This window comes from Actinomadura craniellae, assembly GCF_003289645.1.
Classification (GTDB): domain Bacteria; phylum Actinomycetota; class Actinomycetes; order Streptosporangiales; family Streptosporangiaceae; genus Actinomadura_D; species Actinomadura_D craniellae.
In genome coordinates this window covers 250,139-274,138 of the sequence record NZ_QLYX01000007.1, presented here as the reverse complement: position 1 = coordinate 274,138, position 24,000 = coordinate 250,139, and the positions used below count along the sequence as shown (strand labels likewise).

General features: G+C 72.9%; 26 protein-coding genes. 10 read left to right on the top strand and 16 right to left on the bottom strand.

Going from position 1 to position 24,000, the window contains the following annotated elements; translation table 11 throughout:
• The first annotated feature begins 116 nt into the window (after positions 1–116).
• Both DPM19_RS17470 and abc-f read left to right on the top strand, forming a co-directional pair.
• Entirely contained in the window at positions 117–977 is an 861-nt protein-coding gene (locus DPM19_RS17470) for an SDR family oxidoreductase (RefSeq protein WP_111868976.1), read from the top strand.
• 99 nt (positions 978–1,076) lie between these two features.
• Positions 1,077–2,816, top strand: coding sequence for a ribosomal protection-like ABC-F family protein (gene abc-f, locus DPM19_RS17465; RefSeq protein WP_111868975.1), 1,740 nt, complete (start codon positions 1,077–1,079; stop codon positions 2,814–2,816).
• On the opposite strand, the gene DPM19_RS17460 is transcribed toward abc-f, so the two are convergent.
• Positions 2,724–3,341 (bottom strand): TetR/AcrR family transcriptional regulator, encoded by a 618-nt coding sequence (locus DPM19_RS17460; protein WP_111869095.1) that lies wholly within the window; start codon positions 3,339–3,341, stop codon positions 2,724–2,726. The genes abc-f and DPM19_RS17460 overlap by 93 nt on opposite strands.
• A gap of 79 nt (positions 3,342–3,420) precedes the next feature.
• Between DPM19_RS17460 and DPM19_RS17455 the strand changes: the two genes are divergently transcribed.
• Positions 3,421–4,092, top strand: coding sequence for a hemerythrin domain-containing protein (locus tag DPM19_RS17455; protein WP_111868974.1), 672 nt, complete (start codon positions 3,421–3,423; stop codon positions 4,090–4,092).
• 210 nt (positions 4,093–4,302) lie between these two features.
• Here DPM19_RS17455 and DPM19_RS17450 read toward each other — a convergent pair whose 3' ends face one another.
• From DPM19_RS17450 to DPM19_RS17430, 5 genes are all read right to left on the bottom strand, one after another.
• Positions 4,303–4,845, bottom strand: coding sequence for a dihydrofolate reductase family protein (locus DPM19_RS17450; protein ID WP_111868973.1), 543 nt, complete (start codon positions 4,843–4,845; stop codon positions 4,303–4,305).
• Between the two features lie 194 nt (positions 4,846–5,039).
• Positions 5,040–6,137: a winged helix DNA-binding domain-containing protein gene (locus DPM19_RS17445; RefSeq protein WP_111869094.1), complete on the bottom strand. Its 1,098-nt coding sequence runs from the start codon at positions 6,135–6,137 to the stop codon at positions 5,040–5,042.
• A gap of 179 nt (positions 6,138–6,316) precedes the next feature.
• The gene (locus DPM19_RS17440; protein WP_111869093.1) at positions 6,317–7,237 is read right to left on the bottom strand and encodes an RNA polymerase sigma-70 factor; all 921 of its coding nucleotides are present in this window, start codon (positions 7,235–7,237) and stop codon (positions 6,317–6,319) included.
• Complete coding sequence (locus tag DPM19_RS17435; protein WP_111868972.1) at positions 7,234–8,436, bottom strand: NAD(P)/FAD-dependent oxidoreductase; 1,203 nt, start codon at positions 8,434–8,436, stop codon at positions 7,234–7,236. Before DPM19_RS17435 ends, DPM19_RS17440 begins: the two co-directional genes overlap by 4 nt.
• Positions 8,437–8,559: 123 nt before the next feature.
• Positions 8,560–8,994 (bottom strand): ATP-binding protein, encoded by a 435-nt coding sequence (locus DPM19_RS17430; protein WP_233510232.1) that lies wholly within the window; start codon positions 8,992–8,994, stop codon positions 8,560–8,562.
• Positions 8,995–9,292: 298 nt separating this feature from the next.
• On the opposite strand from DPM19_RS17430, the gene DPM19_RS17425 reads away from it, so the two are divergent.
• On the top strand, positions 9,293–10,171 hold the full coding sequence (locus DPM19_RS17425; RefSeq protein WP_111868970.1) for a helix-turn-helix domain-containing protein: 879 nt from the start codon (positions 9,293–9,295) through the stop codon (positions 10,169–10,171).
• Positions 10,168–10,359: a DUF397 domain-containing protein gene (locus tag DPM19_RS17420; RefSeq protein WP_111868969.1), complete on the top strand. Its 192-nt coding sequence runs from the start codon at positions 10,168–10,170 to the stop codon at positions 10,357–10,359. The genes DPM19_RS17425 and DPM19_RS17420 overlap by 4 nt, the downstream gene beginning before the upstream one ends.
• A gap of 137 nt (positions 10,360–10,496) precedes the next feature.
• Here DPM19_RS17420 and crcB read toward each other — a convergent pair whose 3' ends face one another.
• From crcB to DPM19_RS35760, 8 genes are all read right to left on the bottom strand, one after another.
• A complete protein-coding gene (crcB, locus tag DPM19_RS17415; protein ID WP_111868968.1) occupies positions 10,497–10,865 on the bottom strand; it encodes a fluoride efflux transporter CrcB in 369 nt (122 codons plus the stop codon).
• On the bottom strand, positions 10,862–11,194 hold the full coding sequence (locus tag DPM19_RS17410; protein WP_111868967.1) for a DUF190 domain-containing protein: 333 nt from the start codon (positions 11,192–11,194) through the stop codon (positions 10,862–10,864). Before DPM19_RS17410 ends, crcB begins: the two co-directional genes overlap by 4 nt.
• Complete coding sequence (locus DPM19_RS17405; RefSeq protein ID WP_111868966.1) at positions 11,191–11,613, bottom strand: fluoride efflux transporter FluC; 423 nt, start codon at positions 11,611–11,613, stop codon at positions 11,191–11,193. The genes DPM19_RS17410 and DPM19_RS17405 overlap by 4 nt, the downstream gene beginning before the upstream one ends.
• A gap of 127 nt (positions 11,614–11,740) precedes the next feature.
• Positions 11,741–13,018, bottom strand: a complete 1,278-nt coding sequence (locus DPM19_RS17400; RefSeq protein ID WP_111868965.1) for an RNA polymerase sigma factor — start codon at positions 13,016–13,018, stop codon at positions 11,741–11,743.
• Between the two features lie 89 nt (positions 13,019–13,107).
• Positions 13,108–13,776, bottom strand: coding sequence for a response regulator transcription factor (locus DPM19_RS17395; protein WP_111868964.1), 669 nt, complete (start codon positions 13,774–13,776; stop codon positions 13,108–13,110).
• On the bottom strand, positions 13,773–14,921 hold the full coding sequence (locus DPM19_RS17390) for a sensor histidine kinase (RefSeq protein ID WP_111868963.1): 1,149 nt from the start codon (positions 14,919–14,921) through the stop codon (positions 13,773–13,775). The genes DPM19_RS17395 and DPM19_RS17390 overlap by 4 nt, the downstream gene beginning before the upstream one ends.
• A gap of 114 nt (positions 14,922–15,035) precedes the next feature.
• Positions 15,036–15,818 (bottom strand): SDR family NAD(P)-dependent oxidoreductase, encoded by a 783-nt coding sequence (locus DPM19_RS17385; protein ID WP_111868962.1) that lies wholly within the window; start codon positions 15,816–15,818, stop codon positions 15,036–15,038.
• Between the two features lie 223 nt (positions 15,819–16,041).
• A complete protein-coding gene (locus tag DPM19_RS35760) occupies positions 16,042–16,377 on the bottom strand; it encodes a hypothetical protein (protein ID WP_199485158.1) in 336 nt (111 codons plus the stop codon).
• 48 nt (positions 16,378–16,425) lie between these two features.
• Here DPM19_RS35760 and DPM19_RS17375 point away from each other — a divergent pair, with 48 nt between their 5' ends.
• Positions 16,426–18,156, top strand: coding sequence for an ABC transporter ATP-binding protein (locus DPM19_RS17375; protein ID WP_233510230.1), 1,731 nt, complete (start codon positions 16,426–16,428; stop codon positions 18,154–18,156).
• Positions 18,157–18,173: 17 nt separating this feature from the next.
• Here the strand turns inward: DPM19_RS17375 and DPM19_RS17370 are convergent, their stop codons facing one another.
• Positions 18,174–18,419, bottom strand: a complete 246-nt coding sequence (locus tag DPM19_RS17370) for a hypothetical protein (protein ID WP_111868961.1) — start codon at positions 18,417–18,419, stop codon at positions 18,174–18,176.
• Positions 18,416–20,254, bottom strand: coding sequence for a hypothetical protein (locus DPM19_RS17365; protein WP_111868960.1), 1,839 nt, complete (start codon positions 20,252–20,254; stop codon positions 18,416–18,418). Before DPM19_RS17365 ends, DPM19_RS17370 begins: the two co-directional genes overlap by 4 nt.
• Positions 20,255–20,379: 125 nt before the next feature.
• Here DPM19_RS17365 and DPM19_RS17360 point away from each other — a divergent pair, with 125 nt between their 5' ends.
• The 4 genes from DPM19_RS17360 to DPM19_RS17345 all read left to right on the top strand — a co-directional run bounded on the left by DPM19_RS17360 (position 20,380) and on the right by DPM19_RS17345 (position 23,906).
• Entirely contained in the window at positions 20,380–20,781 is a 402-nt protein-coding gene (locus DPM19_RS17360; RefSeq protein WP_111868959.1) for a cupredoxin domain-containing protein, read from the top strand.
• Between the two features lie 3 nt (positions 20,782–20,784).
• Positions 20,785–22,089 (top strand): hypothetical protein, encoded by a 1,305-nt coding sequence (locus DPM19_RS17355; RefSeq protein ID WP_111868958.1) that lies wholly within the window; start codon positions 20,785–20,787, stop codon positions 22,087–22,089.
• Positions 22,090–22,186: 97 nt separating this feature from the next.
• On the top strand, positions 22,187–22,651 hold the full coding sequence (locus tag DPM19_RS17350) for an SRPBCC family protein (protein ID WP_111868957.1): 465 nt from the start codon (positions 22,187–22,189) through the stop codon (positions 22,649–22,651).
• A gap of 208 nt (positions 22,652–22,859) precedes the next feature.
• Positions 22,860–23,906, top strand: coding sequence for an aminotransferase class V-fold PLP-dependent enzyme (locus DPM19_RS17345; protein ID WP_111868956.1), 1,047 nt, complete (start codon positions 22,860–22,862; stop codon positions 23,904–23,906).
• Positions 23,907–24,000: the final 94 nt, after the last annotated feature.

Below are 24,000 nucleotides of genomic sequence, written 5' to 3'. Positions count from 1 at the left end.
ACAAAAACTAGACGAGACGGTCCGTCTTGACAGGATCGGGGGTGAGGGATACCTTCACCATTCGAGACGAGACGGACCGTCTCGAATGGTGAAGACAACCGATCGGAGTTCTGCACATGCGCACCCCGGATGCCGTTTCTCCCCGCACCTGGTTCATCACGGGAGCCAGCCGCGGCCTGGGCCGCGCGTTCGCCCTCGCCGCGCTGGAGCGCGGCGACCAGGTGGCCGCCGCCGCCCGCACCATCACACGCCAGGACTTCGACGACCGGTACGGGGACCGGCTGCTCGCCCTTCCCCTGGACGTGACCGACCGCGACGCGGTGTTCACCGCCGTGCGCACCGCCGCCGAGCACTTCGGCCGGCTCGACATCGTGGTGAACAACGCCGGGACCATGTCCTCGGGCATGGTCGAGGAGTTCACCGAGGCCCAGGCGCGCGCCCAACTGGAGGTCAACTTCTTCGGGGCGATGTGGGTCTGCCAGGCCGTCCTGCCGCACCTGCGCGCCCAGGCGTCCGGTCACATCGTGCAGGTCTCCAGCATCGCCGCCCTGGGCGGCTTCCCGAGCACCGGCATGTACAGCGCGAGCAAGTTCGCGCTGGAAGGCATGAGCGAAGCGCTGGCGATGGAGGCCGCGCCGTTCGGCGTCAAGCTCAGCATCGTCCAGCCCGGCGGCTACTGGACCGACCTGTACACCAGCATGACGACGACGTCGCCGCTGGCGGAGTACGGCCCGTTGCGCGCCGAGCTGGAAAAGCAGTGGGCCGAGGGCTCGATCGACAGCGAGCCGCGCCTGGCCGCCGAGGCGCTGCTGAAGCTGGTCGACGGCGAAGACCCGCCGCTGCGGCTGCTGCTCGGCAGCATGGTCTACGACCTGGCCTTCGACATCTCCCGCCGGCGGATGACGACCTGGGCCGCCTGGGAACAGGTCAGCCGCGCCGCCGAACACGCCGTGCCCGCCCCCGGAACCACCACCTGACCGACGGAACGGCGGCAGCCCCGGCCTTTCCGGCACCAGAACCACCGCACCACCGCACCACCGTCCACTCGGCCGTGCCGACTTCAGGAGGACGCTTATATGCGCATCGGTCATCCCTCATCCGGCACCCAACTCGTCCTGTCCGGCGTCACCAAGCGGTACGACGACAAGATCGTGCTGAACGAGGTCTCGCTCACGGTCAAGCCCGGCGAAAAGGTCGGGGTGATCGGCGACAACGGGTCCGGAAAATCCACTCTGCTGCACCTGCTCGCCGGACGAAGCCGGCCCGACAACGGCTCCGTCACCGTTGCGGCGCCCGGCGGCGTCGGCTACCTGGCCCAGACCTCGGACCTGCCCGGAACCGCCCTCGTCGGCGACGCCGTCGACCTCTCGCTGACGGACCTGCGCGATCTGGAGGGCCGGATACGGCAGGCCGAGCTCGGCCTGGGCGGCGCCACGCCCGCCGAGCTGGCCCGCTACGGCGACCTGGTCGCCCGGTTCGAGGCCCGCGAGGGATATCAGGCCGACACCCGGGTCGAGATCATGCTGAACGCGCTCGGCCTGCCCGGACTGGATCGCAACCGCCCGCTGGGCACCTTGTCGGGCGGGCAGAGGTCCCGGCTCGAGCTGGCCGCGACCCTGGCCGCGGCTCCCGAAGTGCTGCTCCTCGACGAACCCACCAATGACCTTGACGACCAGGCCGTCGCCTGGCTGGAGAACCATCTGAGCAACCACCGGGGTACCTTGATCGCGGTCACGCACGACCGGCTCTTCCTGGAGCGGATCACCTCCACCATCGTGGAGGTGGACCACGAGCTGCGCACCGTGCACCGTTACGGCAACGGCTACACCGGATTCCTGGCGGCCAAGGCGGCGGCCAGGGCGCGCCGGGAGCGAGAGCACCAGGAGTGGCGCGCCGAGGTGACCCGCCAGGAGGGGTTGGCCGATTCCCATGCGGAACGGCTGGCCGCCATCCCGCGCAAGGCCCCGGCCGCCTTCAGCGGGGCGGGTGCGTTCCGCGCCAGATCACGGGCGCACGGGGCGATGAGCAGGGTCCGCGGCGCTCGCGAACGGCTGCGACGGCTCCATCTGAACCGGGTTCCGCCGCCGCCGCGGCCGCTGCGGTTCACCGCCCACATCACCGCCGCCATCGACACCGCCGCCCCCCTCGTGGAAATGACGGATGTGCGTGTCGGCGAGCGCCTGTACATCGAGTCACTGCGCATCGAACCGGGAGCACGGCTGCTGGTCACCGGCCCCAACGGAGCGGGCAAGACCACGCTCCTGCGTGTCCTGGCCGGTGAACTCGTCCCCGACACCGGCACGGTCCGCCGGGCGCCCCGCGTGGGCCACCTGCGTCAGCAGAACGGCATCGTGCCCGGCGTAGGCACGGTCCTGGAAGCGTTCGCGGCAGGGCGACCGGGAGATCCGGCCGAACACGCCGATGCGCTGCTCGCGCTGGGACTGTTCCGCGCCGCCCATCTCGCCTCGCCGGTCAAAGCTCTCTCTCCCGGCTTGCGCCGCAGGCTCGAACTCGCCCGCATGGTCAGCGAACCGGCCGACCTGCTGCTCCTGGACGAACCCACCAACCACCTGTCCCCGGCCCTGATGGACGACCTGGAGGAGGCGCTGACCGATTACCCGGGTTCACTCGTCATCGTCACCCACGACCGGCGCATGCGGGCCGCCTTCACCGGCTCCCACCTGGAACTCGAGGCGGGCCGGGTGATGAACGCTCGCTGGTGTTCAGGGCAGGAGCAGTGCGGTGGCGGTCGAGGCGAGCTGGGCCTCGGCGTCGTCCCAGGTCCAGCCGCAGTCGCCGACGAGCGTGCGCCATGACTGCGGCCCGAAGCAGTACCACAGCAGGTCGGTGCCCCGCTCGACCGTCATCCCGGCGCGGAGCGCGCCGAGGTCGTCGAGGTGCTTGGCGACCTCGCACAGGGCGATGCGGTAGCGGCCGGTGAGCTGCTCCCACAGCGCGCCGGTGCTCTCGTGCACGGACAGCGCGCCGTAGACGATCGCGATGACCTCGCTGTCCCGCTCGTTGGCCCGCCGCGTGCCGTGCGCCAGGAGGGCCAGCGCGGCGGCCGGGTCGTGGGTGGCGCGTACCTCGGCGACGTTCTCGTCGGCGCCGGACTCGATGACGGCCGTTTCGATGATCTCTCGCAGGATCTCCGCCTTGCCGCCCACGCTCGCGTACACGGTCTTGACCGCCGTTCCCGCCTCCCGTGCGATGTCGGCCACGGTGACCTGGGCGTAGCCCCGGCGCACGAACAGCCGCCGGCCCGCCGCGATCAGTTCGCGGCGGGTCTGGGCCGCCGCCCGGTCGCGGAGCGGCGAGTGGTACGGGCGGGGCTCGGTCATGGCGGACAGCATAGTTCCAGGTCGATGCACTATATTGGCTTTCATTGCACACGATGTAACCTGAAATCGGGGGCAGGCCATGGCGTCACCAGCGGCACGGACCGAGGGTTCGGACCTCTACGACGAGCTCATCACGGTTCACACGATCATGCGCCGGGGGGCGCGGCTCACGGCGGACGCCTTCGCCCGCCGGGCGGCCGGGGAACCGGTCGACACCAAGACCCTGGTGGGCACCACCCACTGGCTGGTGACCTTCGTCCATCACCATCACGCCAGCGAGGACGAGCTGTTCTGGCCGGTGCTGCGCGAGTACTTCCCCCAGACCGTCGCCAAGCTCGACGAGCTGACCGCCGAGCACCACGCCCTGGACGTCGAACTCCAGGACCTCACCAAGGCCGCCGACGCCCTCGCGGCGGGCGGGCCGTCCGCCGGTGACGCCGTGCGGCGCGGCGCGGCCACCGCCGCGCGGGTGCGCGACGTCCTCCTGCACCACCTGGGCACCGAGGAACCGGCCCTGGCGGACCTGATGCCCAAGGTCCCGAACGCGCGGGTCCTCCAGTTGCGCAAGGCCATCGTCGACGGGGCGCCCAAGGCGGGGCCCGACCTGGTGCTCGGCCTGCTGGAGGATCCCGACCGCCCGGCCGGTTACGAGCACATGATGGGCAACTTCCCCCCGCCGGTCCGCTGGCTGCGCCCGCTCCTGCTGCGCCGTTACCGGTCCCGCAAGAAGGCCCTCCTCGGGTCTCACTGAACCGCCTCCACCCGCGCGATCCCCACCGCCGGCCCGCGCGGGGGCACCCGTCCGCCCGCCGGAACGCTCACGTGCGAGCCGCCGGGCGGCGCGCCGCGGTCGGGTGCGCCCGGTTCGGCGGGGGCGGAACCGGGCGTGCTCACCGTCGCCGCGCATGTCCCCGGAACGTCCTGACCGGTGACCGCCGTGCGGCGGATCGGCGGGCCCGGCCTACCGCTTCGGCTCGTAGGTGAGCACGACGATGCCGGAGGCGAACGGCGTGGACCGCACCAGCTTCAGGTGGGTCGTGTCGAGGCCGTCGAAGAGGCGCTGACCGCCCCCGGCGACGACGGGGAACATCCAGAAGTGGTACTCGTCCACCAGCCTGTGCTCCAGGAGCGTCCGGTCGAGTTCGCCGGTCCCGTACTTCAGGATGTTCTTGCCGGGCAGCTTCTTGAGCCGCGCGACCTCCTCGGCGACGTCGCCCTCGATGATCGTGGCGTTCCACGTGGCCTCCGTCAGGGTGCGGGAGGCGACGTGCTTGGGGAGGGCGTTCATCCGGACGGCGGTCTCGTCTCCGGCCTTCTCCATCTGCGGCCAGGCCTGGGCGAAAGCCTCGTAGGTCTCACGCCCCAGCAGGAGGGCGTCGCAGGCGGAGAAGAGCCGGTCGCCGTATCCCGCGTGCTCCTGGTCCCAGTAGGGCGAGCCCCATTTGTGCGGGGAGTCGATGACCCCGTCCAGCGTCACGAACGTCGACTCGATGAGCTTGCGCATGATCCCTCTCTCGGTCCGGCATCGGGGCGGTGCCGGGCCCGTCCGGCCCGCCGCCTCACGTGCCCTCACTCTGGTGGAACCGGTTTACGGATTGTTTACGGCTTCCCGCGGCGCGGCATCGCCGCCGGATACCGTTCGTGCCCTCAGTGCCCGGTTGTCCGGGCCGGCGTCCCGTACCCGAGCGGGCGTGCCGCTCAGCGGGGAGCGGCGGCGATCCGCACGCGACGGCTGTCGCCGTCGGAGAGGAACGACGCCAGTGCCCGCCCCTGCTCGGCGACGTCGGCGCGGTCGGCCGGGGAGAGGCCGCGCAGCGGGGTGACGGCCACGGTGCCGGCCTCGACGTCCCAGGTCGCGGCGACCCGACCGTCGACCAGGACGACGCGGGCACCGGCGACCGACAGGCCGCGGTGGGCGTCGTCGACGATCCGGCCGCGGTCGTGGTAGCCGAGGAGCGCGTTGTCGAACGCCGGCAGGAACCGCACCGGGGCGGGCGTGTCGGGGTCGGGGCGCGGCGCGTCGGGGAGGTCCAGCAGTTCCCGGCCCCGCTCGTCGCGGAAGGCGACCAGTTCCCCGCGTACCGCCGTCACCGCGGCCGGCAACCCGGCGAGGCCGCACCAGGCGCGCAGGTCGGCGGTGGCGGCGGGGCCGAACGCGGCCAGGTAGCGCCGCACCAGAACTTCACCGACCGGATCGGAGCCCTCCGGTGCCGGCGGGTCGATCTCGCGCCCCAGCCAGCGGGGAATCGGGAGGTTGCGCACCCCCGCCTTCGTGCGCCACAGCCCGCGCGGCGGCAGCTGCGCCACCGGGATGAGGGCGATCAGCATTTCGCCCAGCGCCCGCGGCCCCGGCTCCGGCCAGCGCCCGGCCACCGCACGCGCGAGCTCGCTCATCGAGCGGGGTTCCCCGTCGGCCAGCACGGCCCGTCCCGCCGCCGCGAGCTCGTCGAGGTCCACCCCGGCGAGCTCGCGGCGGTAGACCCCGAGCACCCGCTGGCGCAGCATGGCGTCGTGCCGGGACCGCCAGGCCAGGACGTCGTCTGCGGCGACGAGGTGGACGGTGCGGCGCATGAGGTGGGTCCGTACCACGCCCCGCCCGGTCAGCAGGTCCGAGAGCGCCGCCGGGTCGAAGGCGCGCAGCCGCGACCAGAGCCCGACGAACGGTTCCTGCGGCTCCTGTGCCTGCAGGCCGCACAGGTGCGCGACGGCGTCCAGGACCGGCATGTCGGCGCGGTCGAGCAGCAGCTGCCGGGCGAGCGTCGCGCGGTTGAGCGCCCGGGCGTCGAGAACGGTCACCGGCTCGCGCCGCGCCCGGCGCCGGGGGGCGAGGACGGGCGCGGCGGTGTTCGGATCGTTGTCGTTGACTGGCATGCGACCACGATCGCAGGAGAAGCGGTCAGAAAATGACCGCTTCTCGCGGTAATACGGCAAGGACGAGGAGACGCTTCCGGGCCCCGTCGGCCGTGGGGCAGGACTCACCACGTCCCGATGTCGTGAGCGATGCCCTCGGCGATGGCCTGGAGTTTGTCTGGGTTGGCCACGTTGTGGATGGCGGTGATACGGCCGTCGGTGGCGAAATCGAAGGTGACCGTCGCGATCACGCGGCCCGACCCGCTGAATACCACGCCCGGCCCGCCGTTGATCTCGACGAGTTCGGCGTTCATGTCGGCAGGCTCCACGCCCTGGTAGGTGACGGTGCCGAGGGACGCGAACCAGGTGGCCACCGTCGCCGCGCCCACGATCGGACGCATGGCCTGGCGGACCTTGCCGCCACCGTCGGTCCACAGGGTGACGTCCGGGGACAGCAACCGCATCAGCGCGTTGACATCGCCCCCGGCCGCGGCGGCGAAGAACTGCTCGGTGACCTCGCGCTGCCGCGCCCGGTCCGCGGTGAAGCGCGGCCGTCGGGCCCGCACATGCGCACGGGCACGATGCGCGGCCTGCCGCACCGCGGCCTCGGAACGCTCTACCGCCGCCGCGATTTCGGCATGGCTGAAGTCGAAGACGTCCTTCAGCACGAACACCGCGCGCTCGAGCGGGCTCAGCGTCTCCAGCACCACCAGCATCGCCATCGACACCGACTCGGCGCCCGTGACGGTCTCGGCGATGTCGCCGCTGGTGAGGATGGGTTCCGGAAGCCACGGCCCCACATAGGTCTCACGCTTGTACCGGGTGGAGCGCAGCCGTTCCAGCGCCAGGTTCGACACGATCCGCGTCAGGTACGCCTTGGGGTCGGCCACCTGCGAGCGGTCGGCGGCCGACCATTTGATCCAGGCGTCCTGGACCGCGTCCTCGGCATCGGCCGCGGTGCCCAGGACGCGGTAGGCCACCGAGAACAGCAGGTTGCGGTGCTGGTGGAACGCCTGCTGGTCGCGGTCCGAGGACGAGTGGGTCACCGCGCCCCCCGGGCCGAGGTGAAGCGGCCGCCGCGGGGCCAGAACGCGCCCGAGGCGGGCATCTTCTTCATCCGGCCCCACGTGGACCAGGGCGAAGCGGTCACCATCTCCTTATACCGGGCCGCCATGCGGCCGGTCAGGCACACCCGTCGGGGGCTGTCGTCGGGGCGGGTGAACTGCACCACCGCGTCGTGCCGGCCCAGGCTCACCGGCGTGTGGTAAAAGCCGAAGCGGAACGGCTTGGGCTGCTTGCCCTTCAGTACCCGGACGATCGATATCGCGGCGTGCACACCGGTCGGCATGCCCCCCTGGCACGTGCCGTGCATGACGCCGTAACCCTGGCGGATCGCGGCCGCGTCACCCACCGCATACACCTCCGGGTGCGACACCGACCGCAGCGCGGCGTCGGTGACGACGCGACCGCGCTCGTCCACGGTCAGCCCGGCGGTGGCCGCCAGCGACGAGGCCCGCGTACCGCTCGTCCACACGACCACGTCGGCGGCGATGCTCTCCCCGTCCGTCAGCTCGACCGCGTCAGGCAGCACCTTCACCACCTCGACCCCGCTCCGCACCTTGACGCCCAGGCGCTCGAGCGCGGCCTGCAGATATGCCCTGGCCTTCGGGTTCATGGCCGCGCCGGGTTCACGCAGGCCCAGCAGCACGACGTTCGGTTCCGGGTACCGCTCGGCGATCTCCGCGGCCGACTCGACGCCGGTCAGCCCGCTGCCACCGACCACCACCGTGCCGTTTGCGAGCCGCGCCAGCCGGTCGGCCAGCAACTCGGCGTCCTGCGCGCTGCTCAGGGTGTACGCGTGGTCCTCGACGCCCGGCACCGCCGTGTCGGCTTCGCCGCCCAACCCGTACACCAGCGTGTCGTAGTGCAGGGCCCGGTCGTCGTCGATCCGCACGATCTTCGCGTCCGCGTCCACCGCCGTGACCCAGCCGCGCACGAACTGCGCGCCCGTGCCCTCCAGCAGTTCCGGGATGCTCAGCTCGGCGAGCCGCTGCCCGGTCGCCGTCATGTGCAGCCGCAGCCGCTCGGTGAACCGTTCCTGCGCGTTCACCAGGGTCACCCGCGCGTCCTCGCGCCCCTTGAGCCGGGCCGCGAGCTGGATCGCCGCGGACATGCCCGCGTAGCCCGCCCCCAGAACCAGAACGTGGTGTGCGGCCGCCATCCCCGCTTCGTGCTGTGTGCTCATCGTCCCTCCACCTGTCGCTGACGACCACCAGATGCAGGCTGCCCGCCCGTCCGTGACATGAGGTCGATGTGATGCGCGCCACAGCAGGCTGCGGAGAGGGTCACGACCCGCGCCTCACTCCGGTCACCCCGGCGTGCTCCCGGCACCGGTCGCGAACACGGCGGTGACGGTACGGCCCGACTCGTTGCCGTGCCAGCCCCAGCTCGCGGCGATCAGTGCGACGGTGCGCAGCCCGCGCCCGGACTCGGCCAGCGGGCCGGCGTCCCGGGCGACCGGCTCCTCCGGCCCGCCCTGGTCGGCCACGGACACGACGACCCCGCCGCCCCCGCACCCGATGCCGACGGTGAACGACCCGCCGGCCTGCCCGGACTTGGTGTGCCGGACGGCGTTGACGACCAGCTCGTCCACCGCCAGCAGGACGTCGTCCAGGACGGGGAACCCGTCCAGCAGGCAGGCCACGAACCGGCGGGCGGCGCGGGCCTGCTCCGCGCCGCCGGGGAAGGCCCGCCGCCAGTACAGCGGCACGGCCGGGGCGTCGGGAGAAGTCGTCAGGAGCACGGGGGCCTCCGGGGAAGGATGCTCGACATGTGATCGCCATCCGTGAGCGGATGGCGACTCCATGTTCACCGTACGAGCGGGCTTCTCCCCGCCGATTCGGCACCAGGATGCGTGGCCGGGTTCCAATTCACCCTCCGGGCGAGAACCTGCCGGATCAGAAATTTCGCAGGCTGGCCGTTTTCGGCCATGATCCGAGCCCCATTCCCCGGCGGAGCCGCCCGGGATGTCCGACGCCTGGGATATACGTTCGGTAACCAATCGAACACGGGCCACTCGGCCCAGGTCATCGGGGGTCGCCATGACCAGCCCTTTCATCCGCCGCCGACGCCTCGGCGTCAAACTCCGCAAATTGCGCGAAAGCCGCGATATGACCATTGACGATATGGCCCGGGTCATCCTGCAATCGCGCTCCAAGATCTGCAAGATCGAGAACGGCCAGCTCCGCATCGACCTCTACCAGCTCCTGAACTGGCTGGACACCCTGCAGGTCACCGACAGGCAGCGCGAAGACATCGTCCAACTCGCCCGGGAGGCCGCCGAGAAGGGCTGGTGGGACCGTTTCGGCAACAGCATGGGCCCGCGCCAGCGCCTGGCCGCCGACCTGGAGTGGGGCGCCCACACCATCCGCGACTACAACCAGACGGGCTTCCCCGCCCTGATGCAGACACCGGAGTTCACCCGGGCGCTGAGCGACCTCGACCAGGCCGACGGGCCGATCGCCTACGTGCCCGAGCGGATGGCCGAGGCCCGGCTGCGCCGCCAGGAGCACCTGCTCAGCGCGGACGGCCCCCACTACGAGTCCATCCTTGACGAGGTGGTGATCCGCCGGCTCGCCGTGCCCGCCCCGGTGATGAGCGCGCAACTGCGGCACCTGGTCGGGCTCGTCACCGGACACGCCCGCATCACCGTCCGGGTCCTGCCCCACGACGCCCGCATCCCCGGCGGCCTGCTACCCAAGTCGTCGTTCGTCCTCTACACCTTCCCCGACAAGGCCGACCCGCCCATGGCCCTGGTCGACACCGTCACCACCGACCTCCTGCACACCGAGCGCCGCGAGGTGGCACGGTATACCGGACATTACGACCGCCTCCGCGAGGCCGCCCTGTCCCCGGTGCAGAGCCTGGGCTTCCTCAGCGAGGCGGCCGACCGGCTGGACGAGGAGACGGGACGGACATGACCGCGAAGTTCACCCACTGGCGCAAATCCAGCATCAGCGACCCGGACGGCCACTGCGTCGAGGTGGCGCGGGCCGCCGACGGCACCATCGGCGTGCGCGACTCCACCGGCGCCCCGGAGGTCATCGTGGAGTTCACCCGTCGAGACTGGGCCGGCCTGCTCGAGCGCGTTGGCCGGAGAGCGGGCTGAGCACGGAAAACGCCCCTAACCGGAGCGCTCACCCCCGCCTACGCCGACAGCGTTGTCGAAACCGCCCTCAACGGGCTCCGCCCGCAGCACTGAGGCTTGCCGACCACGACCGGGAAGAGTGCATCAGGCCGTGCCGCTCACCAACCCCGGGTGAGGGCGTGCGCCAGGGCCAGGCCGCAGTAGGCCGCCACCAGGCCGGCGGCGACGGAGCCGAGGACGTTGCCGAGGGCGTAGGGGCGGGCGCCGTCCTCGGCCAGCCGCAGGGTCTCGTAGGAGAAGGTGGAGTAGGTCGTCAGCGCCCCGCAGAACCCGGTTCCGGCGGCGGCCAGCACCCGCGGGTCGGCGGGCAGCGCGGCCAGGAACCCCAGCAGCGCCGAGCCCAGGACGTTGACGGTGAACGTCCCCCACGGGAACACCGAGGCGAGGCGGGCCTGCACCAGCCGGTCGATCAGGTAGCGCAGCGGGGCGCCGACGGCGGCGCCGAGCGTGACCAGCGCGAGCGTCACCGCGCCGCCCAGCGGACCATCTCGACCCGGTCGATGACGGCCGGCCCGCCGATCCGCAGCTCGTCCAGGAGGGGCAGGAACTCCCGGACGGCCTGCTCGGTGTCGATGATGACGATGGCCAGCGGCAGGTCCTCCGACAGCGACAGGATCCGGCTGGTGTGGACGCGGCTGGAGGCACCGTAACCCTCGATGCCGCGGATCACGCTGGCGCCGGCGAGCCCGGCCTGGCGGGCGCGGTGCACGATCTCGTGGTACAGCGGCCTGTGGTGCCAGGTGTCGGACTCGCCGACGAAGATCGTCAGGCGGGCGGCCGGGCCGTGCGATCTCATGGCGGCTCCTTGCGCGGGTGCGGGACGGCGACCAGCCGGGTGGCGTGGACGCCGGCGTGGACGGCGGCGAGCGCGGCCGCGCAGGTGCCGGCCAGGTAGGCCAGCGCGGTGTGCGGGGCGCCGGCGGCCAGGTCCTGCTGGATGCCGACAACGTAGGCGGAGAAGGTGGTGAACCCGCCCAGGACCCCGATGCCCAGGAACGGGCGAACCAGCCGGTGGACCTCCCACACCTCGGTGATCAGGACCATGAGCACGCCGATGAGCAGGCATCCGGCGGTGTTGACCGCGAAGATCGCCCAGTCGAACCGGCCCGCCTGGTGGGGGAACGCCACCGACAGGCCGTGCCGGGCCAGCGAGCCCAGCACGCCGCCCGCCGAGATCACCGCCGGTGTCGTCCAGTCGATACGGGGTTCGGGCACCGATTCCTCCCACCAGGATGCCGAGGTCGCTGGTAGGGACCGTTGCCGGTGGTCACCGAGGTTTCCCGCTGCCGCGGGGCGGCGGGCCCCACCGCCGCGATCCCCGCCCGGGGACCTGCCGCCCAGTTTACCGGCCCGGGGGTTCCTGCTCTTCGGCCCGCGCGCGCAGGGCGGTGGCGCGCCCTTCCAGGTAGCGCCGTTCGGGGAGGCTGGTGGTGCGCCGCGCGGCCTCCCGGTAGCCGGACCGGGCGGCGGCGTGGTCGCCGGCCATCTCCAGCAGGTGGGCGCGGACCGCGTGCAGGCGGTGGTGGCCGCTCATCCGCTCGTCGGCGTCCAGGGGGGTGAGCAGGTCGAGCCCGGCCCGCGGCCCGTGCGCCATGGCGGCCGCGATGGCGCGGTTGAGGGTGACCATCGGCCCCGGGGCGAGGCGTTCGAGCACGTCGTAGAGGGCGAGGATCTGCGGCCAGTCGGTGTCCTGGTCGCTGGGTGCCTCGTCGTGGACGGCGGCGATGGCGGCCTGGACCTGGTAGGGGCCGACCGCGCCGCGGGCCAGCGCGTCGGTGACGAGCGCGACGCCCTCCTTGATCAGCGCCGCGTCCCACCGGCCGCGGTCCTGCTCGGCGAGCGGGATCAGCGACCCGTCGGGCGCGGTGCGTGCGGCGCGGCGGGCCTCGGTGAGCAGCATGAGCGCCAGCAGGCCCGCCACCTCACCGTCCCCGGGCAGTTCCCGGCGGACCGCGCGGGTCAGCCGGATCGCCTCGGCGGTCAGGTCGGGGCGTTGCAGGTCGGGGCCGGACGTGGCGGTGTACCCCTCGTTGAAGATCAGGTACAGCACGTGCAGGACCACCCGCAGCCGGTCCGCCCGTTCCGGTTCGGGGGGCGGGCCGAACCGGGCGCCGGCGGCCTTGACGCGCTGCTTGGCCCGGCTGATCCGCTGCCCCATGGTCGTCTCGGGGACCAGGAACGCGCGGGCGATCTGCCCGGTGGTCAGGCCGCCCACGGCCCGCAGCGTGAGCGCCAGCTGGGAGGGCTCGGACAGCGCGGGATGGCAGCACAGGAACAGCAGCGTCAGGGTGTCGTCGTGGTCGTGCGGGGACTCCTGGCCGGGTTCGGCGGGCAGGGCGCCCGGGCCGGTGGGGGCCAGCGCCGCGACGGCGACCTCCCGGCGCCGCCGGGCCTGCTCGCTGCGCCACTGGTCGGTCAGCCGCCGGGACGCGACGGTGACCAGCCAGCCCCGGGGGCTTTCGGGCACGCCCCGCTCGGCCCAGGCGACGGCGGCCTCCAGCAGCGCCTCCTGGACGGCGTCCTCGCAGGTGTCGAAGTGCCCGTGCCTGCGGATCAGCACGCCGAGGACCTGCGGCGCGAGCTCACGCAGCAGCCCCTCGATCCCGGCGTCCACCGGCATGCCCGCTCACCCCGTTCCCTGTCGCCCCGGGCCGGCACCGAACCTACCCGGCCGAACCGACAGTTCCGCGAGACCGTGGAACCGGTGGTTCAGCGCGCGGCGGGCGGGCCGGCGTCGTGGACCAGCAGCGCCACCTGCACCCGGTTGTTGAGCTCCAGCTTGGTCAGCAGCCGGGACACGTACGCCTTGACGGTGGCGGTGCTCAGCGACAGTTCCCGGCCGATCTCGCTGTTGGTCAGGCCCTGGCCGACGAGGTCGGCCACGGCGCGCTCGCCGTCGCTGAGCCGGCCCAGCGCCGCCCGGGCGCGGTCGCGGCGCGGGTCCGTGCCGGTGGCGCCCACCAGCGTCATCATCCGCCGCATCACCGCGGGGGACAGCATGGGCTCCCCTGCCGCGACCCGGCGGATCGCCTCGATGATCTGCGGGGGCGGGGTGTGCTTGAGCAGGAACCCGCCGGCGCCGGCGTGCATCGCGCGCAGGATGTGCTCGTCGGTGTCGAAGGTGGTCAAGATGATGATCTCCGGGGGGTCCCGGCGGGCTCGCAGCAGTTCGGTGGCGGCCAGCCCGTCCAGCAGCGGCATCCGGATGTCCATCAAGACGACGTCGGGCCGGTGCTCGTTGACGGCCGGCACGACCTCGGCGCCGTCGGCGACCTCGCCCGCCACGACGATGTCGCCCGGTTCGGCCAGGATCATCGACAGGCCGGTGCGGACGAGGGCGTCATCGTCGACGATCAGCACGCGGATGGGGGAGCTCATCGAGACCAGGGTAGCCAGGCGCGGAGCAGGTGATCGGCTTCTTGGGTGGGTCCGTGCTCCAGCCGGCCGCCCAGCAGGTCGATCCGTTCGCGCAGGCCGATGAGCCCGGCGCCCGCGCCGGGCATGGGGGAGTGGGCCGGGCCGGGGGGCAGGGCGTTGCGCACCTCGACGGTGACGCCGGTGGCGGGGCCCCCGCCGAGCGCGACCCGGGTGCCGGCGCCGGGCGCGTGTTTGCGCACGTTGGTCAGCCCCTCCTGGACGATCCGGTAGACGTGCCGGCCGATCCGCGGCGGCGGCTCCTGTTCGAGCCGGTCGTCGAGGGCGATGTCGGCGCCGGCGGCCCGCGACTCCTCGATGAGCCGCGGCAGGTCCGCCAGGGTGGGCTGGGGGCGTTCGGGGTCGGCGGGGTCCTGGCGGAGCATGCCGAGCACCTCCCGCAGGTCCTCCATGGCCTCGTAGGCGCACTGCCGGATGACCCCGGCGGCCCGCCGTTCGGACTCCGGCGCGTCCTGCCGGTACTCCAGCGCGCCCGCGTGCACGGCCAGCAGCGAGATCCGGTGGGCGAGCACGTCGTGCATCTCGCGGGCGATGCGCTCGCGTTCCAGGTGCCGGGCCTCCTCCACCCGCAGCCGCTGTTCCTCCTCGGCCTGCCGGGCTCGTTCCCGCAGCGACCCCACCAGTTGCCGCTGGGATCGCACCAGCATTCCGGTCACCAGCAGGACGGCGTTCATCAGCAGGATCACCAAGATGCCCTCCAGCCGCTCGGGAGGGGCACTGCTGTCCAGGGAGAACAAGGTGACGATCACCGCGGCGTTCGTCCCGCCCACGGCGGCGGTCACCCGCCAGGACCGGTGCACGGCGACGCCGAACATCGCCAGGGCGGTCATGGCGATGCTCAGCGACGAGTTCAGCCCGAACGGGATCATCACCAGGGCCAGCGCGACCGGGCGGGAGCGGCGGAACAGCAGCACGGCCAGGCTGGCGGCCCCGCCGACGAACGCCTCCCAGGCCAGCCGCTCGGTGAGCGGCATCCGCAGCTCGCTGTCGCTGAGCTCGCCCAGCAGCAGGAAAGCGCCCAGCAGCACGCCGACCCCCGTGACGGCGAGGTCGGTGGCCCACTCGCGGGCGGTTCGCCTGATACGCACCTGGTCACGCTAGCCGCCCGCCGCAGGGGTGGCAGCGGCTGGAAGTCGACCCCGGTGCCGACCTTGGTCGCTGTGAGGTCGCTGTGAGGTCGCTGTGAGGCCGCTGTGGGCCGGTCAGTGGGCGGAGAAGCCGCCGTCCACGAAGAGCGCCTGCCCGGTGACGTAGCCGGCGGCCGGGCCGGCGAGGAAGACCGCGGCGCCGGCGAAGTCGCCGGGCAGCCCGTTGCGGCCGGCCAGGGTGCGGGTGGCGAGGGCGGCGACCCGGTCGGGGTCGGCGGCGACCTCGGCGGTGAGCGGGGTGAGCACGAATCCGGGCACGAGCGCGTTGCAGCACACCCCGTGCGGTGACCACGCCTCGGCCTGCGAGCGGGTGAGCGCGACCAGCCCGCCCTTGGCGGCGCCGTACCCGCCGCTGTTGCCGAACGCCCGGAACGCCTGCTGGGAGGCGACGTTGAGGATGCGTCCCCAGCCGCGCCGCGCCATGCCCGGCCCGTAGCGGCGGCCCAGCAGGAACGGCGCGTCCAGGTTGACGGCCATGGTGCGGTCCCAGTCCGCGTCGGTGAGGTCCGCCATGGGGGGCCGCAGGTTCACTCCGGCGCAGTTGACCAGGATGTCGGGTTCACCGAAGGGCTCGGCGGCGGCTTCGGCGGCGGTGCGGACCTGCTCGCGGGAGGCCAGGTCGGCGGCGACGAAGGCGGCCTGGGCGCCGTGTTCGGTGAGTTCGCCGACGGTTGTGGCGAGTTCGGCCTCCCGGCGGGCGACCACGACGACGCTCGCCCCGGCCCGGGCCAGCGCCTCGGCGATCGCCCGGCCGATCCCGGAACTGCCGCCGGTGACGACGGCGACCCGGCCGGCGAGGGAGAACAGTTCCTGGAGGTAGGCGGGTGGGAGCGTCATGGCCGCCCACCCTAGTACGGGGTCCGGGGAGGGCCGGGGAGGGTGCCGTGGGGGCGCGGTGGGGTGTGATGAGCGGTCTTCCCCGTGGTTTCTCCGGGCACCTCAGAACTCGGTCAAGGCGCGCTGAGCCCTTATCACACCGGGCCTGTAGCCCCTGAAGGATTTTCTCGCTTTCACTGGATTTTAGTTGTTTTTGCCCGTCCTACCACTGAAAACGCGGTGACTAGCACTTAACGTCGTGAACATCCGCCTCATCCGGTGAGGCAACCAAAAGGAGGAAATCATGGTCCTGGGCAACTTCGACTGCTTCGGCGGCGGCTTCGGCGGCGGCTTCGGCGGTGGCTTTGGTGGCCACGGTGGCCACGGTTTCGGCCACCACCGCCGTCGCCGTTTCCACCGCTTCTTCCACGAGCGGACCTTCTTCTCGTCTGGCGGCGGTGGATTCGAGGACGACTTCTGCTGATAGCCAGTGAAGGCGATCGATCGCACCGAAGAGGCGCCGGCGGGCTTTGGCCCGCCGGCGCCCCTTGCGGCGCCGGATCCTTACAATTCCCGACATTCTTCCTATTCATCGAATTCTTCGCCGGAGGGTGAGCCCGCCTTCCACGTGGAGGTCGCTCCGGCCCCCACAGTGGCGGTCCGGGAGACCTTCCGCCGGTTCTGGCCCTACACCCGGGGAAATCGCCGGTTGCTGGTGCTGGGCGGTGTGCTGGTGGTCGCCGCGGCCGGCCTCGACGTGGTGATGGTCCGCCTGTTCGGCCACATCACCGACCACGCGCTGGTGACGCGGAACCTGTCGGCGTTCTGGACCCCGGCCGTGGCCTGGCTGGGGATCGCGATGCTGGCGGGGGTGGCGTCCTTCGCCAGCTCGTACGCGCTGGCGCTGGCCGCCGAGCGTTTCCTGCTCCGGCTGCGCGATGGTGTCTTCGCGCACACGCAGCGGCTACCGCCGAACTACTTCACCGACCGGCGGCTGGGCGACCTGATGGCCCGGATGACCGACGACATCGAGGCCATCGAGCACCTGGTGGGGTCCGGCCTGGTGCAGGGCGTCACCGCGATCGTCGCCGTCATCCTCTACGCCACCGCGGCGCTGCTGCTGCGCTGGGAGCTGGCGCTGGCGGCGCTGCTGATGGCCCCGCTGTTCTGGGTGGTGTCGCGGGCTTTCGCGGTGCGCTTCCGGGCGGCGGCCGGGCGCGAGCGGACCAGCAACGGGGCGATCAACAGTGTGATCGAGGAGAGCCTGTCGAACCTGACGGTGGTGCAGGCCTACAACCGGCAGGAGGCCGAGCAGGGCCGGCTGCACCGCGAGGGCCGGGTGTGGCTGCACGCCAAGATGACCCAGGTGCGGTTGGGGGCGCTGTACACACCGATCGTCCAGGTCATCCAGACCCTGTGCGCGCTGGTGGTGCTCGGCCTGGGGGTGTGGGAGCTGTCCACCGGCCGGATCACCCTGGGCGGGTTGCTGGCGTTCGCCGCGTTCCTGGCGTTCCTGTATCCGCCGATCCAGGAGCTGACCCGGTTGCGGCTGAGCGTTTCGGAGGCGTCGGCCGGCGCCGACCGGGTGATCGAGCTGCTGGGCGAGCGGCCCACCGAAACCGGCGAGGGCCGGTCGGCGCGGGTCGCCGTGCCGGGGATCGGTGAGGTCCGCTTCGAGGGGGTCGGGTTCCGCTACCCGGGTTCGGACCGGACCGTCCTGGACGGGCTGTCGTTCACCGCCGCCCCGGGCCGGGTCGTGGTGATCAACGGTCCCAGCGGTGCGGGCAAGTCGACCATCGCCATGCTGCTGCTGCGCTTCTACGAGCCGACCGCGGGGCGGATCCTGCTGGACGGGGTGGACGTCCGCAAGCCGTCGCCGCGGGAACTGCGCGAGAACATCACCTTGCTCCAGCAGGAGACGCTGCTGTTCTCGGGGACGGTGCGGGAGAACATCGCCTACGGCCGTCCCGACACCTCGTTCGAGGAGGTCGTGGACGCCGCCAAGATCGCGGGCGCGCACGGGTTCATCACCGAGCTGCCCGATGGGTACGACACGCTGGTCGGCCAGCGCGGGCGGCGGCTGTCGGGCGGGCAACGGCAGCGGATCGCCATCGCCCGGGCGCTGGTGCGCGACACCGCCGTACTGGTCCTGGACGAGCCGACCACCGGGCTGGACCCGCGGTCGGCGCGGGAGGTGATGGGCCCGCTGCGCCGGCTGATGGCCGACCGGACGACCATCCTCATCACCCATGACCAGCATCTGGCCGCCGAGGCCGATCAGGTCATCGTGCTGCGCCGGCAGTACGCGTGGCGCAACGGGCGGCGGCCGGGCGTGTACAGCCGGTGGTTCGCCCGGTGAGCCGGGGACCGGCCCGGTCAGGGCCGGTCCCCGGCCGGACCGCCGTCGGGACCGCCGTCGGGACCGCCGTCGGGACCGCCGTCGGGGTCGCTGCCGGGTCCGTCGGTGGGTCCGTCGGTGGGTCCATCGCCGGAGCGGCGGTCGCGCCAGATGACGACGCCGATGACGGCGACGACGATGAAGGTAGGCACGAAGAACGGCACGGCGGTGATGAGGGGGTGTGTGGCCAGCACCCCGTCGGTACCGGTCATCGCGCCGGTCACAGGACCTCCTTCTCCCGTTCGGCCTCCTTCGCCGGCTCGGCGAGCGTGCGCGACAGCCGCGACACGCCCCAGCCCAGGGAGGTGATCAGGATCAGGGTGCAGGCCAGCACCACGGCGGACGCGGCCGCCCAGACCCCGCCGGGCACGTCGTCCTTGAGCTCGCGCTGCAGGATCTTCCGTTCGTTTTGGGTGGGCCGGGTGAAGCGTTCGGGGGCGGGCAGTTCGGCGGCGCCGATGGCCGCGTCGGCGGGCATGTAGATCGGCACGGCGCTGAGGCTGCGGCCGTCGTGTACCCGGATCAGGGTCTTCCAGCTGCCGTGCAGCGGCATCGGCCGGGTGGTGCGGTAGGTCCCGTCGGCCTGCCGGACCAGGTGGTCGACGTGCAGGCCCTTGCCCTGCCAGGCGGTGACGGCCACCCAGGCGGGCCGGTCGGGGAAGGTGGCGGGGGAGAAGGCGACCCGGGCGTGTGCGGTGCGCCCGGCCCCGGTGGAGGCGTCGGTGAGGGTGACGGTGGCGGTGACGCGTTCGGGCAGGGTGTGGATCAGGCCGCTGGCGACGGCGGCGCCCACCGCGGCCAGCGCCCCGGCGAAGATCGCGCGGGTGACGGCGGGGCGGGGCAGCCGTCCCTCCAGGCCGAGGGCGAGCAGGGCGCCCAGCACCCCGCCCGCCAGCCCGCCGGTCAGCGCCATGAGCAGTCCTTCGAGGAGGATGTCGCCGGTCCAGGGCAGCCGGAACGCCACCTGCGTCCAGGCGTACTCGGCGGCGAATCCGGCGGTGCCCACCAGCGCGCCGCCCACTGCGCCCAGTGCCAGGGGGCGGCGGGCCAGCAGCAGCGCGGCGGCCTCCACGCACAGGGCCTCGGCGAAGTAGAGCGGGACGGTGGCCCACAGTTCGCCGATGACGGGGCCGACGGCGACCGCGACGCCGCCGCGGACCAGCATGTAGAACCCGACGGCGAACAGTGCGCCGCCCCGGCCGATCCACAGCCGGGCGGCGACCAGCGCGCACCCGGCGGCCAGCGCGATGAGCAGCGGCTGGTGCACCTGCCGGAACTGCGGTACCCCGAAGTCCCACTCGGCCTGGAAGACCGACAGGCCGATGAGCAGGCCGCCGCAGGTCATGCCGCGCCGCAGGTAGCGGAAGGCCGGGCCGCGGTCGGGCGTCCCGGCGATCTCGGCCACGCGCCGGCCCTCGCGTTCGAGCACCATCATGGCCACCAGCGACAGCCCGGCGCCGCCGATGAGCATCAGGTGGGTGGGGCCCCACAGGGTGACGTCCTGGCCGAAGATGCGGTGCCACACGTCGTCGAGGGGGAAGCCGAGCAGGGCGTAGAACCCGGCGCCGGCCAGCAGTACCCCGCCGGCGGGGGCGTACCAGTCGCGGGTGATCCGTAGTGCCGCCCGGCCGGGGCGGGTGCCGGGGGCGGGCAGCACCATGGCCAGCGTTCCGGCGGCGAAGATCCCGAACAGTCCGATGAGGATCGGGTAGTGCGCGATGTTGGCCAGCGGTCCCTCGTCCCGGCCGTGGGAGATGTGCAGGGAGATGTCCCAGTACATTCCCAGCAGTGCGGTCACCAGGGAGCCGCCGGCGACGGTCATCGGCAGGGCCGCCCAGCCTGGCAGCCCCCGGGCGGGCCCCTGTTCCGCCCAGGCGGCCATCCGGGCCAGTGCCGTGAACCGGCCGGTGCGGTGCCCCCAGCCCAGGACCAGCAGCGCCGCGGTGAGGACGGTGGCGCCGCCGGTGGCGATGATGATCTGGTCGAGGGCGGCGCCCCCGGCGGGTGGCGCCTCTTCGGCGAGAAGCGCCGGTAGGGCTCTTTCGGCTGCAATTCTCATCCGCGCTCCCTGCGCTCTGGCATCGGGTATCCGATGCGCACCGGTTCGCCGGAGTATGCCATCCTTCAATGTGTCATTGTCCAGTGTCACATTTGTGGCGTGAAGCACCCCGGAGAACCACACCGATGAAACGCCCCGCGCGCCTGGCCGCGCTACCGGCGCTGATCCTCCCGATGATCTTTTCGGTGGCAGCCTGCGGGGAACCCCCGCCGCCGCCGACGTCTTCGGCCGGCTCGCCGGGCGTTCCGTCCCCGCCCGCCCCGCAGGTCACGGTGATCACCGTGACGGTGACCGGCGGGAAGGTCACCCCGCCCGCCCGCCGGATCCAGGTCGACCGCGGCCAGACCGTCCGCGTCACGGTCACCAGCGACATCGCCGACGAGTTCCACCTGCACGGCTACGACCGCACCCTGGACGTGCGGCCGGGCCGCCCGGCGACCCTGGAGTTCACCGCCGACCTGCCCGGGGTGTTCGAGGCCGAAATGCACCACTCGGGCGCCCGCGTGTTCGACCTCCAGGTGGGCTGACCGGTGTCGCCGCTGGCCCACGGGCTGGGCGGGCGCACCGACCTGCCGCTGGACGCCGTCGCCGCGATCGCCGGCGGCGGCATCGCCGTGGCGATCTCGTTCGTGGCGCTGGCCGCCACCTGGCACCGCCCCCGGCTGGGCTCGGGGGCCGGGATCCCGCTGCCGGGCGCCGCCCGCGCACTGACCACCCCCGCCGTGCTGGCCGTGGGCCGGGCCGCCGCGCTGGCCGGCTGGGCCCTGGTCGTCGCCGTCGCGCTGGCCGGGCCGCGCGACACCGCGACGAACCTGGCCCCCTGGGCCCTGTACGTCACGTTCTGGGTGGGGTTGGTGCCGCTCAGCGTGCTGCTGGGCCCGGTATGGCGGGCGGTGAACCCGCTGCGCACCCTGCACCGGGCGCTGTGCCTGCTGACCCGCACCGACCCGCAGGACGCCCGCCGCCGCTACCCCGACCGGCTCGGCCGGTGGCCGGCCGCGGCCTGGCTGGCCGCCTTCGTCTGGCTCGAACTCGTCGCCCCCGGCCGCGCCGACCCCCGGCTGGTCGGCACACTGATCCTGGCCTACACCGCGTTCCACCTGGCGCTGGCCCAGGTGTACGGGCCGGTCTGGTTCGCCCGGGGCGAGGCGTTCGAGGTGTACGCGACGCTGCTGGCCCGGATGAGCCCGCTGGGCCGCCGCGCCGACGGCACCCGCGTGCTGCGGGCCCCGCTGGCGCACCTGCTGCGGCCCGGCCCCGAACCGGGGCTGGCCGCGGTGGCCTGCGTGCTGATCGGCTCGACCGCCTTCGACGGCATCACCCGCACCTCCTACTGGAAGGACACCGCCGACCCCGGCAGCGTGGTCGCCGGCACCCTGGGCCTGGCCGCCGCCATCGCCGCCGTCACCGCCCTGTACGTCGCGGCGCTGCGGGCCCGTGCCGCGCTGCTGGGCCGTCCCGCGGACGGGGCCGCCGACCGGTTCGCCGCCACCCTGTTGCCCATCGCGCTCGGCTACGCGGTCGCCCACTACTTCTCCTTCCTGCTGCTGGAAGGGCAGATGACGGTGATCCTGGCGTCGGATCCGTTCGGCACCGGGCTGAACCTGCTGGGCACCCGGGGGCACCGGGTGGACCATGACGTGGCCGGCCCCGGACTGGTCGCCCTGGTCCAGCTGAACGCGGTGGTGCTGGGCCACCTGGCCGCGACGCTGGCCGCGCACGACCTGGCGCTGCGCGCCGACCCGCCCCGCCGGGCGGCGCTGGGGCAGGTTCCGCTGGCCGCCGCGATGGTCGCGCTGACCTGCGGCGGGCTGTTCTCCCTGCTGAGCGGCTGATCTTCCTGGACTCGAGCGGGACGTTTGCGTCCCTTGACCCCGGGCAGCACAGGGCGGTGACCGACATCCGCGAATGAGGAAGGAGGGATACGGGCCGATGAGCACGATCGAGCAGTCGATCGACATCAACGTCCCTGTCCGCCCGGCCTACGACCAGTGGACCCAGTTCGAGGAGTTCCCCCGGTTCATGGAGGGTGTGGACCGCATCGAGCAGGTCACCGACACCCGCACCCACTGGGTCACCAGCATCGCCGGCGTCCGCCGCGAGTTCGACGCCGAGATCACCGAGCAGCGCCCCGACGAGCGCATCGCCTGGCGGTCCATCGAGGAGCCCCGCCAGGCCGGGGTGGTGACCTTCCACCGGCTCGGCCCCGACCAGACCAGGGTGATGCTCCAGATGGAGTTCGCCCCGCAGGGGCTGGCCGAGCAGGCCGGTGACAAGCTCCACCTGGTGGAGCGGCGCGTCAAGGGCGACCTCAAGCGCTTCAAGGAGTTCATCGAGGAGCGCGGCGCGCAGACCGGCGCCTGGCGCGGCGAGGTCCCCCAGGACCCGACCCGCTGACCGGCCGGTGACCGCGAGGAGGGGCCTACGGGCCCCTCCTTCGCGTATACCAGGGCCTTCACCGGCCGATGGTTCGAGCGCACCGACCGGCTGGTGGTCTTCCACGCCGAACTGCCCGGCCCCCGGGCAACCCCACCGTCCCCGGCCTTCCGGCAGGTGGTGGCGGGCCGGGTGCGCCGCACGGCCGCCCGGGGGTGATGATCGGGAGATGAGCACGCCCGTCATCGCCGCCCGCGCCCGGTTCGCCCCCCAGGTCGTCCACCTCAACACCGCCACCTACGGCCTGCCGCCGCGCGCCGCCACCGACGCCGCCATCGCGGGAGAACAGGCCCGGGCGGCCGGCCTGCTGACGATGGCGGACCTGGACGTCGCCGTGCACCGCTCCCGTACCGCGTTCGCCCGCCTGCTCGGTGTCCCCGCGGAGCGGGTGGCGATCGCGGGCCAGGTGTCCTACTTCGTCGGGCTGGTCGCCGCGGCGCTCCCGCCCGGCGCCACCGTCGTGACGGCCGAGGGCGACTTCACCTCGTTGCTGTTCCCGTTCCTGGCCCGTTCCGGGTTGCGGGTGCGGTCGGTCCCGCTGGAGCGGGTCGCCGACGCGTGCGCCGACGGCGCCGACCTGGTGGCGGTGTCGGCCGTCCAGTCCGCCGACGGCCGCATCGCCCCGGTCGAGGACCTGATCGCCGCCGCCCGGGCCGGCGGGGCCCGGCTGCTGCTGGACGCCACCCAGGCGGCGGGCTGGCTGCCACTGCCCGCCGACCGGATCGACCTGCTGGTCTGCGGCGGTTACAAGTGGCTGCTCGGGCCGCGCGGCACCTGTTTCCTCACCGGCACCCGGGACGCCCTGGACTGGCTGCCCGCGCTCGGCGCCGGCTGGTACGCCGGCGCCGACGTGTGGGACTCCCTGTACGGGGAGCCGTTGCGGCTGGCTGCCGACGCCCGCCGCCTGGACCTGTCGCCCGCGCTGGCCTACCTCGGTCACGCCCCGGCCCTGGAGTTGCTGGCCGAGCTGGGCGTGGACGCCCTGCACGCCCATGACCTGGCGCTGGCCGGGCGGTTCCGGGCGGGGCTGGGGCTGCCCCCCGGCGATTCGGCGATCGTGTCGCTTCCGGTGCCCGACGGCACCGCCGGGTACCTGGCCGAGCACGGCGTCGTCGCCGCGCAGCGCGCCGGCCGGCTGCGCTGCTCCTTCCACCTGCCGGTCACCGAGGCGCAGGTGGACCGGGCCGTGGAGTTGCTGGCACCCCGCCTGCGCTGAACGCCGTGCCCTGCGCCTCGTTTCGGGGCGGGGTTTCGGGGCGGGAGGTCGCCGGGCCGCGGCCCTCTCCCTGATGTGAGTGCGCACAGAACGC